The sequence below is a fragment of the Streptomyces cyaneus genome, assembly GCF_004028635.1.
Lineage (GTDB): Bacteria > Actinomycetota > Actinomycetes > Streptomycetales > Streptomycetaceae > Streptomyces > Streptomyces cyaneus.
This window is the reverse complement of the sequence record NZ_ML138678.1, coordinates 789,959-806,402: the sequence shown is the minus strand read 5'-3', so window position 1 is coordinate 806,402 and position 16,444 is coordinate 789,959. Positions and strand designations below refer to the sequence as shown.

17 protein-coding genes are annotated in these 16,444 nt (G+C 67.1%); 13 read left to right on the top strand and 4 right to left on the bottom strand.

All coding sequences use genetic code 11. The features are described 5' to 3' along the window. Positions 1-1,083: 1,083 nt before the first annotated feature. The 3 genes from EHO50_RS03585 to EHO50_RS03575 form a co-directional block, all read right to left on the bottom strand. Positions 1,084-1,797 (bottom strand): hypothetical protein, encoded by a 714-nt coding sequence (locus tag EHO50_RS03585; RefSeq protein WP_128428313.1) that lies wholly within the window; start codon positions 1,795-1,797, stop codon positions 1,084-1,086. 511 nt (positions 1,798-2,308) lie between these two features. Then, entirely contained in the window at positions 2,309-3,025 is a 717-nt protein-coding gene (locus EHO50_RS03580; RefSeq protein ID WP_128428312.1) for a YdcF family protein, read from the bottom strand. Further along, a complete protein-coding gene (locus tag EHO50_RS03575) occupies positions 3,022-3,816 on the bottom strand; it encodes a GntR family transcriptional regulator (RefSeq protein WP_128428311.1) in 795 nt (264 codons plus the stop codon). The genes EHO50_RS03580 and EHO50_RS03575 overlap by 4 nt, the downstream gene beginning before the upstream one ends. Before the next feature lie 465 nt (positions 3,817-4,281). Here EHO50_RS03575 and EHO50_RS03570 point away from each other — a divergent pair, with 465 nt between their 5' ends. The 8 genes from EHO50_RS03570 (at position 4,282) to EHO50_RS03535 (ending at position 9,935) form a co-directional block, all read left to right on the top strand. After that, complete coding sequence (locus EHO50_RS03570; RefSeq protein ID WP_128428310.1) at positions 4,282-4,545, top strand: DUF6284 family protein; 264 nt, start codon at positions 4,282-4,284, stop codon at positions 4,543-4,545. Further along, complete coding sequence (locus EHO50_RS03565) at positions 4,545-4,832, top strand: DUF6303 family protein (RefSeq protein ID WP_128428309.1); 288 nt, start codon at positions 4,545-4,547, stop codon at positions 4,830-4,832. Before EHO50_RS03570 ends, EHO50_RS03565 begins: the two co-directional genes overlap by 1 nt. Then, a complete protein-coding gene (locus EHO50_RS03560; protein ID WP_128428308.1) occupies positions 4,829-5,836 on the top strand; it encodes a DUF2637 domain-containing protein in 1,008 nt (335 codons plus the stop codon). Before EHO50_RS03565 ends, EHO50_RS03560 begins: the two co-directional genes overlap by 4 nt. Continuing rightward, the gene (locus EHO50_RS03555) at positions 5,811-6,170 is read left to right on the top strand and encodes an RRQRL motif-containing zinc-binding protein (protein ID WP_128428955.1); all 360 of its coding nucleotides are present in this window, start codon (positions 5,811-5,813) and stop codon (positions 6,168-6,170) included. The genes EHO50_RS03560 and EHO50_RS03555 overlap by 26 nt, the downstream gene beginning before the upstream one ends. Positions 6,171-6,195: 25 nt before the next feature. Further along, positions 6,196-6,693 carry a hypothetical protein gene (locus EHO50_RS03550; RefSeq protein WP_128428307.1) on the top strand — a complete coding sequence of 166 codons (498 nt, stop codon included), beginning with the start codon at positions 6,196-6,198 and terminating at the stop codon, positions 6,691-6,693. Positions 6,694-6,707: 14 nt separating this feature from the next. Beyond that, positions 6,708-7,253: a plasmid transfer protein TraA gene (gene traA / locus EHO50_RS03545; protein WP_128428306.1), complete on the top strand. Its 546-nt coding sequence runs from the start codon at positions 6,708-6,710 to the stop codon at positions 7,251-7,253. A gap of 15 nt (positions 7,254-7,268) precedes the next feature. Beyond that, positions 7,269-9,320 (top strand): plasmid transfer protein TraB, encoded by a 2,052-nt coding sequence (gene traB, locus EHO50_RS03540; protein WP_128428305.1) that lies wholly within the window; start codon positions 7,269-7,271, stop codon positions 9,318-9,320. A gap of 168 nt (positions 9,321-9,488) precedes the next feature. Then, on the top strand, positions 9,489-9,935 hold the full coding sequence (locus EHO50_RS03535; protein ID WP_425472122.1) for a hypothetical protein: 447 nt from the start codon (positions 9,489-9,491) through the stop codon (positions 9,933-9,935). Positions 9,936-9,939: 4 nt separating this feature from the next. On the opposite strand, the gene EHO50_RS03530 is transcribed toward EHO50_RS03535, so the two are convergent. Beyond that, positions 9,940-10,875 (bottom strand): HNH endonuclease signature motif containing protein, encoded by a 936-nt coding sequence (locus EHO50_RS03530; protein WP_246101001.1) that lies wholly within the window; start codon positions 10,873-10,875, stop codon positions 9,940-9,942. 130 nt (positions 10,876-11,005) lie between these two features. Between EHO50_RS03530 and EHO50_RS03525 the strand changes: the two genes are divergently transcribed. The 5 genes from EHO50_RS03525 (at position 11,006) to EHO50_RS03505 (ending at position 16,405) form a co-directional block, all read left to right on the top strand. Continuing rightward, positions 11,006-12,082, top strand: a complete 1,077-nt coding sequence (locus EHO50_RS03525; protein WP_246101000.1) for a DNA cytosine methyltransferase — start codon at positions 11,006-11,008, stop codon at positions 12,080-12,082. Beyond that, a complete protein-coding gene (locus EHO50_RS03520) occupies positions 12,079-12,918 on the top strand; it encodes a bifunctional DNA primase/polymerase (protein WP_128428303.1) in 840 nt (279 codons plus the stop codon). The genes EHO50_RS03525 and EHO50_RS03520 overlap by 4 nt, the downstream gene beginning before the upstream one ends. Before the next feature lie 2 nt (positions 12,919-12,920). After that, complete coding sequence (locus EHO50_RS03515) at positions 12,921-14,396, top strand: ATP-binding protein (RefSeq protein ID WP_128428302.1); 1,476 nt, start codon at positions 12,921-12,923, stop codon at positions 14,394-14,396. A 506-nt stretch (positions 14,397-14,902) separates the two neighbouring features. Beyond that, complete coding sequence (locus EHO50_RS03510) at positions 14,903-15,091, top strand: helix-turn-helix domain-containing protein (RefSeq protein ID WP_128428301.1); 189 nt, start codon at positions 14,903-14,905, stop codon at positions 15,089-15,091. A gap of 78 nt (positions 15,092-15,169) precedes the next feature. Then, a complete protein-coding gene (locus tag EHO50_RS03505) occupies positions 15,170-16,405 on the top strand; it encodes a tyrosine-type recombinase/integrase (RefSeq protein ID WP_128428300.1) in 1,236 nt (411 codons plus the stop codon). The last annotated feature ends 39 nt before the right edge of the window (positions 16,406-16,444 follow it).

Below are 16,444 nucleotides of genomic sequence, written 5' to 3'. Positions count from 1 at the left end.
TGCCTACTTCCGGACCCGGCCTCGGTCAACTATTCGACGGATATAGCCGTCGCGCGCGCGTAGCCCCTGCCTTCATAACAGCTCTTCCCGTCACGCTGCTATGCGTAGTATTGGTGCCGTCGCTGGCCAATTGGAACAGGCTTTGGCTGCTAGCGGTCGCCGGCGGGACATTGATTCTTATCGATCAGCTCGTGAGGGATAAGGGCCGCGCAATACAGCCGGCACTCTGGCACTCCTGGGGCGGACCGCCTGCCACCCAGGCTTTGCGGCATAATGGCTCGACGAATTCGATATTGCTAGCTCGGCAGCACGGGAAGCTCGCTTCGTTGCTGGGTGTGCCGATGCCGAGCAGAAGGCAAGAATCCCGAAATCCTCAGAAAGCCGATGAGGCATATGAGACAGCTGTCAGGTATTTGATCTCACGCACGCGCGACACTAATATATTCCGGTTGGTATATCTCGAAAATTGCCACTACGGATTCAGGCGGAACATGCTTGGGATGCGGAAGATAGGCTTGACCGTATCCGTGACTGTTTTTCTCGGAACCGCAGGGGCTGCAATCGCATCATTTTATGCCCTAGTTGTATGGAAAGTGGGATTCGTTCTCGTCTCCGTGGTCAGCCTGTTTCTTAGCGCCTTCTGGTGGAAAGCCGTCAATTCTAGGTGGGTTGAATCTGCAGCCAAATGTTATGCGGATCGTCTTCTCGAATCGCTCGATGTCCTCCTACCGATTGACTCCGAGCAGCCGCAAGGCGAAGACCCACCTAACGGTGAGGCGCCGGTCTCCTGAATGCAGCGCCACGACGGTTTCAAGACCGGCGCGCCGGGGTCCGAACCTCGTATGACCTGCACAGGCGTGGTCATCCTCTGCTTATCGCGGGACCGTCCCGCACATGGCCCATAGGGAACTCGATAAGGCCCCCTCGTTATTGGCCTTCATAGTCGGCACACTTGCCATGGTCACCGCCGACAGCGGCATGAGACACAGGACCACGAGCAGGACGCTCTGCCCTCCGCGCGCTGGGGGTGGTCCTACCTTGCCCTCTCCCCGCTAGCGTGTACGGTGATAATATCGGCTTCGTCTAGGAGTCTGGAGACGTGGTAATGAGATTGGGTGGCGTCGCGTACCATGCCCATTCGTAGTACTTGTTGTAGGAGTTGGATGGTCCAGTCGTCCGGAATGGTTGAGCCCCATCGCGGACAATCACCGTTGCCTCTTTTCCGTCCTCCAGTACGTCGACGACAAGCTCCCATTCGTAGCAGTATTTTTGAGCCTTGGCAATGATTCTGAAAGTGGCAATTTCATATTCGGCGAGAGTGACATAATTCTTGTTGAAGTATGCTCCCTGGAAGTTGCCGGAGTCTCCAATGGATTGAGCAATCGGGTTTTGAGAATCCAGGTCAAGCCCAATCGCTATGACGTCTCCCTCTCCGGCGGAAGGGCGCATAACTCTGGTTCCCTTCGGGATTGGGTATTTGCGAACTATTTTCGCGCGCATGTTTGTTATGGCTATAGCGCGACTACGCTGCCCTTGAGCGGCAAGCAGGAGTTCTGACTGATTGACATCGGCTGCGCCTTGCCGCTTTGCCCAGTCGTAAGTTTCAGTACAGTTAGATCCGGCTCCCGGCGCATTCTGCATATCTGGCTGACCGGGAAGGGCTGCGGTCCAACCTTCGCGCTGGTCGGTGCTCGCGGCTGAAAACGATACCGGCTTAGAGCTGATTATCTTCTCAACTGTACGTGGTCCGAAAAAATCTACTGCAGCTCCAATTACTGCCCCAATTGTTGTGCTCAACAGGAAGCCTAGACAAAGGCCTATTGTTTTGAGTGACCGAGGGAGTCGACTCTGGGGGAGGGAGTGTTGGGGGCCCTCCATGGCATTCCCCTGGGTGTTTCCTTGGTCTGCTGATTCGCTCGCCATATGACTACCCTGGCCGTTGTGGAAGATTCTTGCGAGGTTTCGATAGGCCATTCGTGGAAGTGAACCGCTCTTCTAGGCCGCGCTAAGGACTGGGATGCCTCGGAGCCATCGAGGTGACGGGGGTCGCGTACAGTAATCCGCCCTCCGAACGGTTGCCGTCAAATGCTGCCGTAAAGGCAAATCCAGAGGCCTTGTGGATTGCTCCACAGGGCCTCTGGTCTGCTGTGCACTCGGCTGGATTCGAACCTGCAACCTTTTGATCCGTGGGCGCGTGCACCGCTCGTGGGGCCTGCTCGCCTACGGAGCAGGTTGACGAGCCTCCCAGTCGAGTGGCGAGTGTGCTGCCGTACGCGGTTGTACGCCGTGTTGATGTCACCTGTTGATGTCAGCCACCAGACCCCGGACCTGTGGCTTTGTCCGCGAGACCGCTACCCGTCGGACGCGGTGCAACATCCGCCGGCATGAGTCGGCTAGTGAAGCCCTCGACGCACAGCCGCTCAAAGGCGGCTACGACGGTGTCTGGTACGTCCTGCTCGATGGCCAGACCCAGCCTCGGGAAGACGAGCACTCGTTGCAGGGCGCCCACGATCATGTCGATCACCATGCGAACGTCTCCGATGGAGTCGGCGTACTCCTCCAAGCCCATCGGTGTGGACGCGCAGATCACTTCGACCTCGGGCCAGAGCTTCCGCATCATGGCGTACGAGCGCCGCTCTTCGTACGGCTTGCTCACGAGCAGGACGGACGAGACCTTGACGTCGGCCTCCGCCAACACCGCCTTCGTGAACTTGATGTTCTCGCCAGTGTTCGTGGCACGGGGTTCCAGGAGTACGGCGGAATCGGGCACCCCTAGTTGCAATGCCCGCTCTCGGTAGTGGACAGCCTCACCGCGCGGCATGCGTGCCCGGGTCGTGGGGCTGGTGGCTCCCGTGAAGACGATGACCGGCGCCATGCCCTGGTGGTACAGCTCCGCTGTCACGTCGGCCACGCCGAGGTCGTGGCTGCCCAGCCCCACGGCCACTGAACACGGCCGTGGGTCGTGGTGCATGAAGTGGTAGTCCCACAGGAGTCGAGCATCCGCCCATGCCTGTGCCGAGATCATTCCTGCCCCTTCCTGTCCTCTGCCGAGTCGGGAACCTTGAAGTCGTACTCCCACGCGAAGCGAGAAGCCGCATGGACGCCCACGGCGAACTCAACCACCGTGCCATCTGCCGTGTACGTGGTCCGATGCAGCTCGACTACGGGCTCGCCGGCGGGGAGTTGTAGGAGCTGTACTTCGTCCGCCGTCGGGATGCGGGCGAACAGGGCTTCTCTCATGTGGTCGATCTCGTATCCGGCGTCGTAGAGGACTCGGTATCCGCCGCCGCGGCCGGCAGGGCCCGGGGTGGGGTCGACGATGCGTGTCCCCTCGACGTGCTCCGGCTTGTAGTAGCTGGTCAGGGTGTGAGTCGGCTGCACGCCTTCTTTCACGAGGCGGGCGCGTGCGTACACCTCGGAGCCGACTGGGACACCCAGCCCCTCCGCAACGAGGCTGTCTGCCTCGACACGGCTCACGGTCTGCGTCTGCTCGTTGCGCTTGTACGCGCGTCCCGAAGCGACGCGGTCAGCGATGAACGCGACTTCGTCACCGTCGCGCCACTTCGCCTTGTCGTACCGGGCGATGCCCAGCCGCTTGAGCGCAGCACGCGGACGCACCACGGTGCCGTGTCCGCGTGTCGACGTCACGAGGCCTTCAGCCTCCAGGGCCTTGTAAGCCTTGTGGACAGTCTCCTTGGAGCCTTCCCCGGCCTCGACTAGCTCTCTGATCTGGGGCAACTGGGCGCCCGGCGGGTACTGACCGCCCTTGATCTGCTCCGCGAACCTGTCCGCCAGCTCGCGCCACTTCGGTGCCACGCAGAACTCCTCTCGACCTGAACAAGTGAAGCACAGTCCTAGGACTGTTGACAGTCCTAGGACTACGTGTCATCTTCATCTCAGGCCGCTCGCAGTCCTAGGACAGCGAGACGGAAGGGGCCTTCTTTGGGCTGCTTCCGGGCCGGTCAGTTCGGGACAGCTCGGCCGGAAGGCGGCCTCGGCCGCACGCCGCGAGCCCCGCGCTGGTCGTTCCTTGACATCGCGAATACGTGGGTTTCTGAGCCGTCTCCCCTGAAGTGACGGCCGCGCGGCTGCAAGACCGCGCACCTGCATCCCCAATCCCTCCGCAGTCCTACTGCTGCGGCCGGTTGCCTCCGCTGCTCGTCCTCGTACGAGCAGCGCTGAGGGGAGCCGGAAGTTCTGTCTCCAACGGCGCGCGGCCCCGGGTGGCTAGACCCGGGGCCGCTGTTCGGGCCGTTCACCCCTTGAGAGGAACACGACCCAATGAGCGACATCGTCACTGTTCAGGAAGCTGTTACCGCGTTCGCCGACTGGAACGAGCCGACGGATGCCGAGCTGGACGCCATCGAGCGGGAGATGCCGGTCATCCTCGCGGACATCGACCTGCTGGACGCGCACATCGCCACCCTGGACCGCACTCCGAGCGAGTTGGACGAGCGGCGACTGCGCCGGGCCCGCCGCCGGGCGCTGGCCGCGCGTGTGGACCTGACCAACCACGCCGTCACCGTCGCGGGCGTGGGCGCGTGATGGCGCGGGAGTTCACGGCGCAGATGTCCGTGTTCAAGGGCCGGTGGCGCGTGTACGTGGTCCTGCTGAACACCACCGATCCGTGGCCTGAGTTCAGCTTCGAGCGGGCCGCGCCAGTGCCGACGTTCACGGAGCGCGTGGAAGCGCTCAGCGTGCTCGGCTTCGAGCCGGTGCCGGGCGCTGAGTGGCGGTGGACGGAGGACAGCGAGACCCACGGTGATCCTGCCTCGCCGGTCGTTCTGATCGCGGGCGTCCGGGTGCGTTCATGGACGGGGATGGGCGCGTGAACGCCGTTCAGATCCGTTCAGCCGAGCGGGCTCTGTCGGTCGGTACGTGGCTGATCGTGGCGGGCGCGATGCTGTACTCGATCCTCACCGTCACGCCCCTCGCCGCCGTGCACACCCCCGATAAGTGGGACTGGACGGCACCGATCCTGCCGCTCGTGGTGGACGCCGCCGTCGTCATCGTCGTGCGGCTGGATGCGGTGCTGGCCCGTCTCGGAGGGCACGGCGGCAAGTGGCCGGTGGTTCTGCGCTGGATGACCGGCTGCATGACCCTCGCCCTGAACGTCGCCGACTCCGCATTGAAGAACGACCTGGTGGGCGTGGCCGTGCACGCGGTCGCGCCGCTGCTGCTGATCGTCACGGCGGAAACCGGGCTCGCCTACCGGCGTGCCATCACCGCCGCCGTCGCGGAGCTGGAAGACAAGCAGCGCACGGAGCGGGAGGCACGTGAGCGGGCTGCTGACGAACGGCGCGAGGCCGCTGTGCGGCGGGCCCGTGAGGAACGTGAGCACGCCGCGATGCTGGCCCGTGAACAGCGCGACCATGAGGCCCGGTTGGCCCGTGAACAGGCCGAGCGGGAAGAGCGGGCCCGCCGCGAGGAACGCGAGGAGGCCACGGCCCGCGAGGCTGCCGAGCGCGAGGCTCGTGAACGCGTTGAACGCGAGCGTGAACAGCAGCGCCAGGAGCGTGAACGCCGTGAACGCGAGGCGGCCGAGCAGCGCGAGCGTGAGCGTGCCGAGCTGGCCGAGCGTGAACGCCGTGAACAGGCCGAGCGCGAGGAAGCCGCCCGCCGTGAACACGCCGCGCTGCTGGACGGTCCGCCCGTGAACACCAAGCTGCCCGAGGAGCACGCCCGGCGGATCGTCGCCGCCGCAGTCGCTGAGGGCGTGTCCGTGCGGCGCGCGGCGGACCTGTGCGGCTGGTCGGTCGGGTGGGTCTCCGCCCGCTATGCCGAGCACCGCACCCCCGGCACGGGCGGCGCTGAGCTGGCGATCGCGGGCCGCTGATGGCCGCGATACCGGTCTACGTCTGGCGCCGGACGGGTTGGCCACCCGCCGTCAGCTCCGTGTGAAGGGGTTGCGGCCCGGTGGTCAGGACGTTGTGGCGCAGATCGAACGCCCCCGCCGTCGTCGTCCGCCGCTGGTCGCCTACCTCTACCGCGTCGACGACGCGAAGCCCGTGCGGCCCATGACGCCGGCCAAGTGGGCGGCTCTCGGCAAGGCCAACGCCGCCCGCCGCACCTGCCCGAAGTGCCGTAGGGACGCCGGATACGTCATCCCCGCCGAGCTAGGGGTGTGTGTGCCGTGCGCGTACCCCGACGACGAACAGCGCGCCGCCTAAACCCCTCCGACCTGGGAGTTTCGCTGTGTCCAGCCGTACCCGTACCCGCGCCGTGAAGACCGGCGCGGGTGTCCACACCGTCCGCATCCCCCGCCAGCGCGGGCGCCGCTCCGACCCGTTCCTGATCGTCGTCCCGGAACGTCCTTCCCTGGCCCGCGAAGCGCTCGGCTTCCTCGGCCGCACGCTGTGGCGCTTCCGCTCCGCGCTCGCCCCGAGCGGCCTTTCCGTGCTCGCGTTCGTGGTGGCCGCGCTGCTGCACGTGATCGCCTGGTGGTCCGCTCTCGTCATCGCGCCGGTGGCGGCCGTGCCGCTGGTGTGGCTGCTGGTCATGCAGCGCCGCCGCCCCGCGAGCGGCGCGGCGCTCGGCTGGCGTATCGGGCTGGCCGTGCTCGCCACGCTCTCCGCCGTCTGGCTGGCGCTGGCTGCCGGGTTCGGCCCGCACACCGGCCCGCTCGTACTGCTGTGGCTGCTCATCCTCATCACCGCGCAGACCACCTGGTTCATCGTCCGCCCGTCCCGCTGACCTGAGGAGAACAAATGGCACAGAACACCAACGGCCAGCGTGCGCGCGGGCCCGTGAACGACCCCAAGACCGGCAAGTTCGCCAACGCCGGGGCCGCCGCCGGCGGGTTCGTCGGCGCGCTGGGCGGCTCGATCGTCCCGCCGATCAACGTCACCGTGAACAACAACAAGAACACCGCCCGCGCGAGCGGGGTCGGATCGCACGCCCAATCCCTGCTGCCCTCCCCGGAATTCACCTCCCCGGCGCAGGTGCGGAACTACTGCAACACCCTGCGTGCGGCCGGTGTGACGCTGTCGATCGAGGTGGCCATGGCTGCCGAGATCCTCAAGGGCGTACTGGCGGCCGTGCCGGACCCCGACGGCCGCGCGTTCGGCTCCCGTATCCGCGCCGCGAAGGTGGCCCGCAAGATGCAGGGCGCCGCCAACGACTTGCGGGACGCGGCGAAGAAGGCCGCTGCCTGCTACTCGGTGTTCCAGCAGGAGTTCGAGGAAGAGATCAACCGCGTCCGTCACCGTGCCCGCAAGCCGCAGCAGCCGGTCATCGACTGGGCCCAGCAGTAGTAAGGAGGTACGACCATGGCGCACAAGTGGACCGACCAGGACGGCCGGACCTACCCCCTTCGGGTCGACGCACCACATGAAGCTCAATCCAGCGGGGGCACGGTGCGGGCGTACCTGCTGAACCGTGCCAAGCCTCACCTGCCGCCGTGGCTCGCCGTCGGCGGGCTCGGCCTGGCCGGCGGGGGCGCCAGCCTCATGTGGGCAGGCTCGGCGGGGGCGGCCGTGGGGCTCACCCTGTCGTCCGTCGCCTTGACGGCCGTGACCTGGTGGGCGGGCCGGTCCACGAGCGCACAGCGGCGCCTGCACTCCGCCATCACCGTGGCGGCCGGCTCAGCCTGGTTCACCGCCGCATCACTCGCCGGACCGCTGTCCGGGCCGCTCCCCGACCTGTACCTGATGGGCGGCGCGACCGTCGCCCTGTCGTGGAACGTCCGCATGATGCTGCGCACCTCGGACGCGTCCGGCGAGAACAGCGACAAGGGCCTGTTGGCCAAGGTCGGGCTGGCGCGGGCGCAGATCGGTATGGCGAAGGTGGAGCCGAACCGGGTCACCGCACCGGTCGCGCTGGAGGCGGGTGAGCAGACCAACGAGGACGTCACCAAGGCGCTGGCGCGGATCGCGTCCGCGCTGGACCTGCCGACGTCCGCCGTGCGCTACACCCCGGACGCCGGGTCGGCGCGGCGCGGTGAGCTGGTGATCGTGCCCGAGGACATGCTGTCCGAGGTCGTGGAGTGGGAAGGGCCCTCGAACCTGGGCGGCTCGATCGCCGACCCGCTTGATCTGGGCCGTTACGACGACGGGGCGCCGCTGCTGATCTGGCTTCCGGGTGACCCGGATGCTGGCCGCAACTCCACGCACCTGCTGATCGCGGGCGGGACCGGTTCCGGCAAGGGCGACACCGCGCTGAACCTCCTGACGGAGATCCTCTCCCGCCGGGACGTCATCGTGATGTTCTCCGACCCGAAGGCGTTCCAGGACTTCGCGCCGCTTCGTCCCGGCCTGGACTGGGGTGTCGAGGGCGGCACGGACACCGAGGTCATGGTGGAGGCCGTCAACGCCGCCATCCCCGCGCGCACGCGCTGGCTCGGGGCGCACGGCTACCGCCAGTGGACCCCGGCAGCAGCGCAGCAGCAGAACGACCCCGAGCACACCTGCCGTGCGGACGGCCGTGCGTGCGGTTGTGAGGGCATGCCGTTCATGGTGGCCTGGTTCGAGGAAGCCGCCAACACCCTGCGTGCTTTGGGTGACGACGCGTTCACCGGGATCGCTCAGGAAGCCCGCTCCGCCGGGATCTCCCTGATCGTCTCGCTTCAGCGGCCCTCGTACGACCAGATGTCTACCAGCACCCGCGCTTCTCTCCCGTCCGTGATCGCGCTCGGCTGCGACGCGCGCGATGAGGGGTTCTCCCTGCCGGATGAGGTGCTGGCCGCTGGCGCCCACCCGGGCGCGTGGGGCAACCGGCGCCCTGGCTACTGCTACGTCGTCAGCCCTGGCATCCCCGAGGACCGCTACCCCTCCCCGGCACGCACCCGCCGCTTCACCCAGCACGCGGTGAAGGTCATGGATGCCCTCGCCGCGTGGGCGCAGAGGAACGGCGCGCACGCAGACCCCGTCACGGCAGGTGCGGTCTCCGGCATCGCTGGACGCGCCTACACCGGCCGGACCAGCGCGGGCGACACGGCCGCGCCTCAGCTCACCCTCGTGAACGGAGAGGAGGACATGGAGCATGGCGGGCTGCTGGTCGACCCGGAGGACGCGCACATCGACCCCGAGGCCGAACTCCCGGAGCCCGAGGACGGCGACGACGTACCCCTGTTCGGCCAGGAGACCGGACACAAGCCCTCCCCGGAAGAGGCGCGCCAGCTGTTCGCCCGCGCGCTGGAGGAGTTCGAGAACGACGGTCAGATGATCGTCGGCCCGAAGGATTTCACCGACTGGTGCGACCGCCACCACCTCTCCCGCTCCTGGGTGTCCCTGCGACTGAAGGACGCCGCCCTGGAGGGCCGCTTGGAGGCGACGAACACCACCGGCCGGTGGCGCATCGTCCCCGCCCTCGCCGTCGCGTAACACCCCTAACGGTGTTACGCCGCCTAACACCCAAACCTCTAGGCAGACGCAGTGTTACGCGTCCTAACGCCCGACGCGTAACACCCCCTCACACCTGCCTGACACCCGCGCGCGGGCTCGCGTCACACCCATGGCGCGAGCCCGCGCGGCTCACCCAAGGGAGCCCTGGTGATCCACCCCGAGCGATCCACGGCCGTCGAAATCCACCACCCCAAACCCGTCACCGTGCACCCGCCCGCCGCGCTGCTCGTGCCCGTCCAACCGGGGCATGTCCCGGCCGTGGCGAGCGTCGTCCTGCCGGACGGCCGCGTCGTCACCGGCTACGCCATCGAGCCTGCCAAGCCCGAACCCGTCGCGGTCAAGCCGCCTGTCTCCCGCGCGGCCGTGAACATCGCTCTCGGAGGGGTCGGCTTCCTCGCCGTGTGCGGCGGGCTGCTCCTGCTCACCACGTTCATCACCGCCCTGACCGCGCTCATCACCCAGCTCATCACCCTCGCCGCCGTGATCTTCGGCGGATGGATCGCCGTGCAGGTCTTCAGCGCGAGCGGCCACCAGGGCGGAACCACGGTCAACATCCGCAAAGCCGTCATCAAGCGCAACCACTTCCACGGCTGAGCCGTCAGGCAGAAGCACGCTTGCTGAGCCAGTGGGCTTCCAGCCAGACACGATGCTCAGAGCGCAGCTGTACGGCCAATGGCTGACCATGCAGCTGCGCGTAGAGGGGATAGCAGCGAAGGCTCGGGGCTACATCGATCAGCCCGGTTCCCGGCTCTACGGCGATCTGGCCGAGGTCGAAGAGTCTGTGTATGTCGCGTCGGAGCAGCAGACCACCGTAGTCGTGGTGCTCGCCGGATTCTGCATAGCTGTAGAGGTGAGCAGCCTCAAGCACAGCTGCGGGAGCCGCACCAGTGATAGCGCACTGTTCTCCCTGCTCATTCAGGAGACGGCTGCGGAAGGCGCTCTGTCCCACACGTACCCGAACCTTGGATACCTTGTGGCCGCCCTGGATAGCAGTTCGCTCATCGCTTTCCATCTCCAGCGGCAGTTCCTCACCAGCGAGTTCGAGGAGCGCGTCACGCAGCCTCTCCCATCGAAGGGGTCGCATGCTCAGCTGGGAAGAGGGCGAGTCACACAGACTGCGCAGTTCGTCACCAGTGAGCAGCCCTTGGCCGTTGACCCAGCTCCTGCCGTGGTGTGACCGGTAGGTCGTCACGGGCTTCGTCTTCTGCCCCGGCGTATCGAACAGAGCCTCGCATTGATAGCACCGGTATGCCGGTGCCAGACGACGACGGCGCTTGAAGCCAGCCCGCTTGCACTCGGGACAGAAGTAGATCGTCTTCTCTTCGGCTCCGGTGTCGATGTCGTGGATGACTGAGACGCCGATCAGCTTTTTGCTGTCCCACAGCGCGATCACGTCACCTACTGCTACGCGAGCGTGGTTGGGAACGGTGCTGTCCCAGATGTAGTGGTAGCGCGGGTTGTCGTCATAGCCGTCATTTCCTTCGTGCTGCCGCCGGTTATCGCCCACGGCCAGCATCAGCCAAGCAGTCGTCACAACGCTCCTCCCCCAAGCACACATGCCGGGGCAGCCGCCCTCTCGCCAAAGACCGCGGCTGCCCCAAGTCCAGATCCTTCACGCAGAACTGGAGACCTACAGCATGGCCCAACCCACTGACATTCGGAGCGTGCCTGGCGCGCCGCCGACGATCGTCGCCCTGTGCGCCGGCTACGGCGGGCTGGAAGCCGCGATCCGTGCCCGTATCGGCGGCCTGGTCGCCGCCTGTGCTGAGAACGACCCCTACGCGGCGGCCGTGTTCGCCGCGCGCCATCCCGGGGTGCCCAACCTCGGGGACATCAGGAACGTGGACTGGGACCAGGTCCGCGACCGGTACCGGCCGGACGTGATCGGGGCCGGTTTCCCCTGCCGCAACACCTCCAACGCTGGACGAAGGGACGGGATCAATGGCCAGTGGTCGCGGGTCTGGAAGAACGTCGCTGAGGCTGTGGGCGTCGTTCGACCGCGCCTCGTCTTCCTGGAAAACGTGGCGGCGCTCCGCTCGCGGGGGCTGGACGTCGTCGCCGCGGACCTGGCCGCGCTCGGGTATGACGCGCGCTGGACATGCGTACGCGCTGGTGACCCCGAAATCGGGGCCCCGCACGAACGCGACCGCTGGTTCGCAGTTGCCCATCCCGCTGATGCCGACCCCCACCAGCTCGGACGGCACTGGCGGCCCCGGAACCTCGCCGAAGCGCAAGGGCGGGATGAACCTGCGCACCGCCGTCACGAAGCTGCCGGCGCCCCCGCTGCCTTGAGCCTGCTGCCCACACTGGCCGCACGGGACTGGAAGTCGGGTGCCTCCAACCTGCTGGAGCGCAACGCCCGCCCGCTCAACGAGGTCGCCGTCAATCTGCTCGCCGGCGTGGACACCACGCTGTCCGGGCCGGTCCCGCTCGACGAACGATGGGTGGCCTTGGACGGCACCGACTACGGTCCCGCGATTCGCCGTTGGGAGCACATCACCGGCCGGCTGGCGCCGCGCCCGACCGAACCGGGGACGCGAGGTAACCGGCGCCTGTCACCGCTGTTCACCGAGTGGATGATGGGCCTGCCCGAAGGGTGGGTCACCGCCGTGCCCGGCATCCCCCGCAAGGAACAGCTGAAGATCCTCGGCAACGGCGTCGTACCCCGCCAAGCCCACCACGCCTACGGCCTCCTGCTCGGCACCTCACAGGCCGAACCAGCCCTGGGGGTGGCAGCGTGAGCGGGCATCTGCACACGGCCCTCAACCTCGCGGTCAACGGCTTGCCCGCCCTGCCGCTGCGCCGGGGGAAGGGGCCGTTCGGGAACTGCCCGGCATGCGCCAAGAACGCGTGCGGCGGCCGGCCGAACATGAAAACCCCCGGCCCTTGCACCTGCCCGGCCCCCTGCCACGGCTGGGCCGCCGCCACCACCGACCCCACTGTCCTCCGCTCCCGAGAGTGGGCGCGGGCCTGGCGCGAGGCGGCGGCGGTGGCCTACCACCCCGGCGGCGCCAGCCTCACCGTCGTCGACCTCGACAACCCGGCCGCCGTCGCCTGGGCGGTCCGGACACTGCCGCCCACGCAGACCGTGGCCACCACGCGCGGCGAGCACTGGATCTACCGGGGCGCCATGCAGTCCATGAACGCCGTCCGAGACAGCGTGGACATCAAGTCCACGATGGCCTACGCCCGGTGGCTCGGCCCCGGCACCGGCGCCATCACGGCGCTACCGGAGGTGGTGTGCGCGCTGGCCGTGAAGGAACCCTCCACGGCCCGGCCGGCGCCGGAGCCCATCGCCGTGCCCGTGCTGGCCGGGGACGGGGCGTGCCGGCACCGCACGCCCGCCTACCTGGACCGTGGCATCGCCATGGCAGAGCAACGCATCACCGAAGCCCGCAGTGCCGTCCACACCACCGTCTACCGCACGTTCCTCGCCGTGCTGTCCACCCACGGCCGGTGCGGCTGCCTCACCGACGCCCATATCGCGCGGCTGTTCACCGCCGCTCAGGCCAAGGGCGAATCGCCCCGGCACTGCACCGACGCGTGGACCAACGCCCGTACCAGGTTGGGACTGTAGCCATGTCCGACGACGACAAGACCCCGGCCCGCGAGGTCATCGCCGACTACGCGCAGGCGCACTTCCGGTACTTCCGCACCGCCGACGGCACGGTGTACGCGCAGAGGAACGGACACCCCGTGGCCCGTCCGATCCGCTCCCAGGGCACCTCCGGCAGCCACCGCCAGGAACTCATGGTCGGTCTGTTCAAGGACGGGGTTGGCGTGTTCAACGGGACCGCGCTCAAGGAGGCGTTGGACCTCATCGAGGCCCTGGCGATGAGCGAGGACGTACAGTCAGTGCACATCCGCGTCGCTCCGGGATTCGACGGGGCGACGTGGCTGGACCTGGGCCGCGATGACGGAAAGTCCGTCCGCATCCACCCCACCGGATGGGACATCGCCATCCCGGACCCACGCGAGGTGTGCTGGCGGCGCACCCAGCTCACCGGCGAACTGCCCCTGCCGGCCAAGGACACCGACGGCAAGGGCATCGACCTCCTCATGAGGTTGTGCAACTTCGCCAACGCGGAAACCGAGTGCCTGGCCATCGCCTGGCTGATCGGCTGCCTCGGGCCGTCCGTGCCCGTCCCTGCGCCGTTCCTCACCGGGCCGCAGGGCGCGGGCAAGTCCACCGGCGGGCGGATGCTCGTGCGCATCATCGAGGGCATGAGCGGCGACCTGCGCCGCGCGCCGAAGGACGAAGAGAACCTCATCGCAGCCGTGGCGGCCGGATGGGTCACGGCCCTGGACAACCTCTCCCACATGACGCCGGACCTGTCCGACGCCATGTGCTGCATCGTCACCGGCATCGAGAACGTCAAGCGCGCCCTGTTCACAGACGGAGACGTCTTCCGCGTCGGATACCGCCGCCCCCTGCTCCTGACCGGCATCGACGTCGGCGTCATCCGCCCCGACCTCGCGGAACGGCTCCTACCGCTGCGTCTGGAGCGGCCCCGCGTTAGGCGCACCGAGGCCGAACTGTGGGCGGAGTACGCGGAGGTTCTCCCCGTCGTTCTCGGCTCGCTCCTGGACCTCACGGTCAAGGTCCGCTCGGTAGAGGCGGAGACCCCCACCGACCTGCGGATGGCGGACTTCGCCCGACTGTGCGCGCAGCTCGATGCGGCCACCGGCCTGGGGGCACTCACCGCGTACCGGGCCAGTCTGGACGACCTGAACGACGACGTGATCGAGGGCGATCTCCTCGCTCAGACCGTCCTCAGGCATGCCGACACCATCGAGCCGGGCGGAGCGCAGCGGATGACGTCCACCGAGTGGCTTCACTGCCTCAGTCGCCTCTACAGCGGCGAGGAACTGCGTGCCCTGCCTAAGGGGTGGCCGACCACAGGAAAGGTTCTCTCCGATCGGCTCAAGCGCCTCCAGCCGACGCTGGCCGCTCGCGGTGTGCTCATCGACACGGGCCGCACCAGCGAGGGCCGTTACCTCGAAATGACCCGCCTGGCCACCCCGCCCCCACACCAGCAGCAGCGGATGTACTAACCCGGGCTCGCGTCCCGGACAGGCAGTAAGGGGCCGCTTCACGGCGCGTCCTCTGGGCGGCGTTCCGCCGAACAGCAAGAGGAGCACGCATCGCGCCTGGTGCTCTTCTTGCTTGTTCCGGCGGCATAGCCGCCGCCCAAGGTCGTGCCGCGAAGCGGCTCCTTCTTCACGCTTTGAGGCGCCACCGAACTACAACAGACACCCCCTCTTTTGTCCTAAGAGGGAAGACGCTGCGTCATCTGCGTCATGCGGGCTGAAAAACAGCCCCTGACCTGCGGCTACAGGCGTGACGCAGACGGCGACCTCTGCGTCATCCTGCGTCATCTGCGTCATGCGATGACGCAGTCCATGACGCGCCAATGACGCACTCCGTAGCCGCTGCGTCACATAAAACCGCAGGTCAGAGGCCTACATGACGTGGATGACGCAATGACGCAGAAATCCGAACTTCGGACACACGCGGGCACCCTGCCCGCCGCCGCCCCTGATTTTTCAGGAAGGACGTCATGAAGAGGTACCTGACGACTGCGGAAGTCGCCGAGCGCTACCGCACGTCGCCCGCGACTGTCCGCTACTGGCGCTACGCCGGAACCGGCCCGCAGTGCTTCATCAGGCGTGGTCGACATGTCCTGTACGACGCCCAAGCGCTCGACAAGTACGACGCTGAAGAGATCGGAGGCCGATGCGCAGCATGACCCGAGACGGCCACCAACCTCACCAGAAGGAACCCCACTTCGCTGTCGACTCGGCTTGCTCTGGGGGGAGGGGAACTGATGGCTGACGTGTATGACCGCTGGCACCTGTCGCGACCGCCGGCCGATGCAGAGCCCTGCGCAGCGCACAGCACCAAGACGGCGACCGTGTACCCGGGCGCAGAGCACGGAGTCGGGAAGCGCTGGCAGGTGCGTTACCGGGATCTGTCCGGCAAGCAGTGCAAGGAGAACTTCGCGAAGAAGACCGCCGCGGAGTCCCGGGCCGCCAAGGTGACCGCCGAACTGGACGACGGCACCTTCGTGAACCGGGAACTCGGCAAGCAGAAGTTCAAGGTCATCGCCGAACGCTGGCAGGAGACGGCCGTACACCGTGAGCGGACCGAGACCAATGTCGAGCGGGCCCTACGGCTGCACATCTACCCGACGTTCGGCAACCGTCAGATCGGCAGCATCCAGCGGGCAGACGGCCAGAAGTGGATCAAAGAGCGGTCTGCGGTCATCGCCCCGTCGACGTTCGCGACGCCGTGGAACGTCTGCACCAGCATCCTGAAGACGGCCCATCAAGAGGGAATCATCCCGAAGTACCCATGGGAGGGCCTCAAGCCGCCCGAGGTGTTCTATCCGGAGATTCACCCGCTCGACCCGGAGGCTGTGAAGGCGCTGATCGTCACAGCGTCCCCGCGATACCGGGCCTTGGTGCGGCAGGCGGCCTCCACCGGACTCCGCCAGGGCGAGCTGTTCGGCCTGGAAGACGAAGAGCCGGCCGCTACCGTCACGGTCAAGCAGCAACTGATCGGCCCCGACAAGGGCGTGCCGTACCTGGGGGAGCCGAAGACTAAGCAGAGCTACAGGGCGGTTCCCCAAGGGCAGTCCGTTGTCGACGAGATCGAGCGGCACCGCAAGGAGTTCCCGCCCAAGGTCGTGTACATCGAGGACCGGACGAACCCGCGGAAGCCCGTGTGGCGCCATGCTCGGCTGCTGTACACGAGCGAGACGGGCGGGGCGATCCGGCGCGGAAGCTGGGCGAAGCTGTGGGCCCGCAACATCAAGCGGGCGAACGCCTACCTGGCCAAGTCCGGCAGCAAGGTACGCGTACCCGAGGGCACGACGCTCCACGACCTGCGCCACTTCTACGCCTCCGTGCTGATCAAGAACGGGGCGACGCCGAAGCAGGTTCAGATGCGCCTCGGTCACGCTAAGCCATCGATCACGCTGAACGTCTACACCCACTTGTGGGAGGCGGAGGCGGATCGGACCGCCGACATGATGGAAGCGGTCCTGAGCGATGTGCCCTGAGAGTGCCCTGAGGGCATGAAAAATGGCTGGCTTCCCAGG

What these genes read in the sequence shown, in the direction of transcription:
- EHO50_RS03580 (WP_128428312.1), bottom strand. Translation starts at nt 3,025, where the DNA reads ATGATCTCGGCACAGGCATGGGCGGATGCTCGACTCCTGTGGGACTAC.
- EHO50_RS03570 (WP_128428310.1), top strand. Translation starts at nt 4,282, where the DNA reads ATGAGCGACATCGTCACTGTTCAGGAAGCTGTTACCGCGTTCGCCGAC.
- EHO50_RS03565 (WP_128428309.1), top strand. Translation starts at nt 4,545, where the DNA reads ATGGCGCGGGAGTTCACGGCGCAGATGTCCGTGTTCAAGGGCCGGTGG.
- traA (WP_128428306.1), top strand. Translation starts at nt 6,708, where the DNA reads ATGGCACAGAACACCAACGGCCAGCGTGCGCGCGGGCCCGTGAACGAC.
- traB (WP_128428305.1), top strand. Translation starts at nt 7,269, where the DNA reads ATGGCGCACAAGTGGACCGACCAGGACGGCCGGACCTACCCCCTTCGG.
- EHO50_RS03515 (WP_128428302.1), top strand. Translation starts at nt 12,921, where the DNA reads ATGTCCGACGACGACAAGACCCCGGCCCGCGAGGTCATCGCCGACTAC.
- EHO50_RS03510 (WP_128428301.1), top strand. Translation starts at nt 14,903, where the DNA reads ATGAAGAGGTACCTGACGACTGCGGAAGTCGCCGAGCGCTACCGCACG.
- EHO50_RS03505 (WP_128428300.1), top strand. Translation starts at nt 15,170, where the DNA reads ATGGCTGACGTGTATGACCGCTGGCACCTGTCGCGACCGCCGGCCGAT.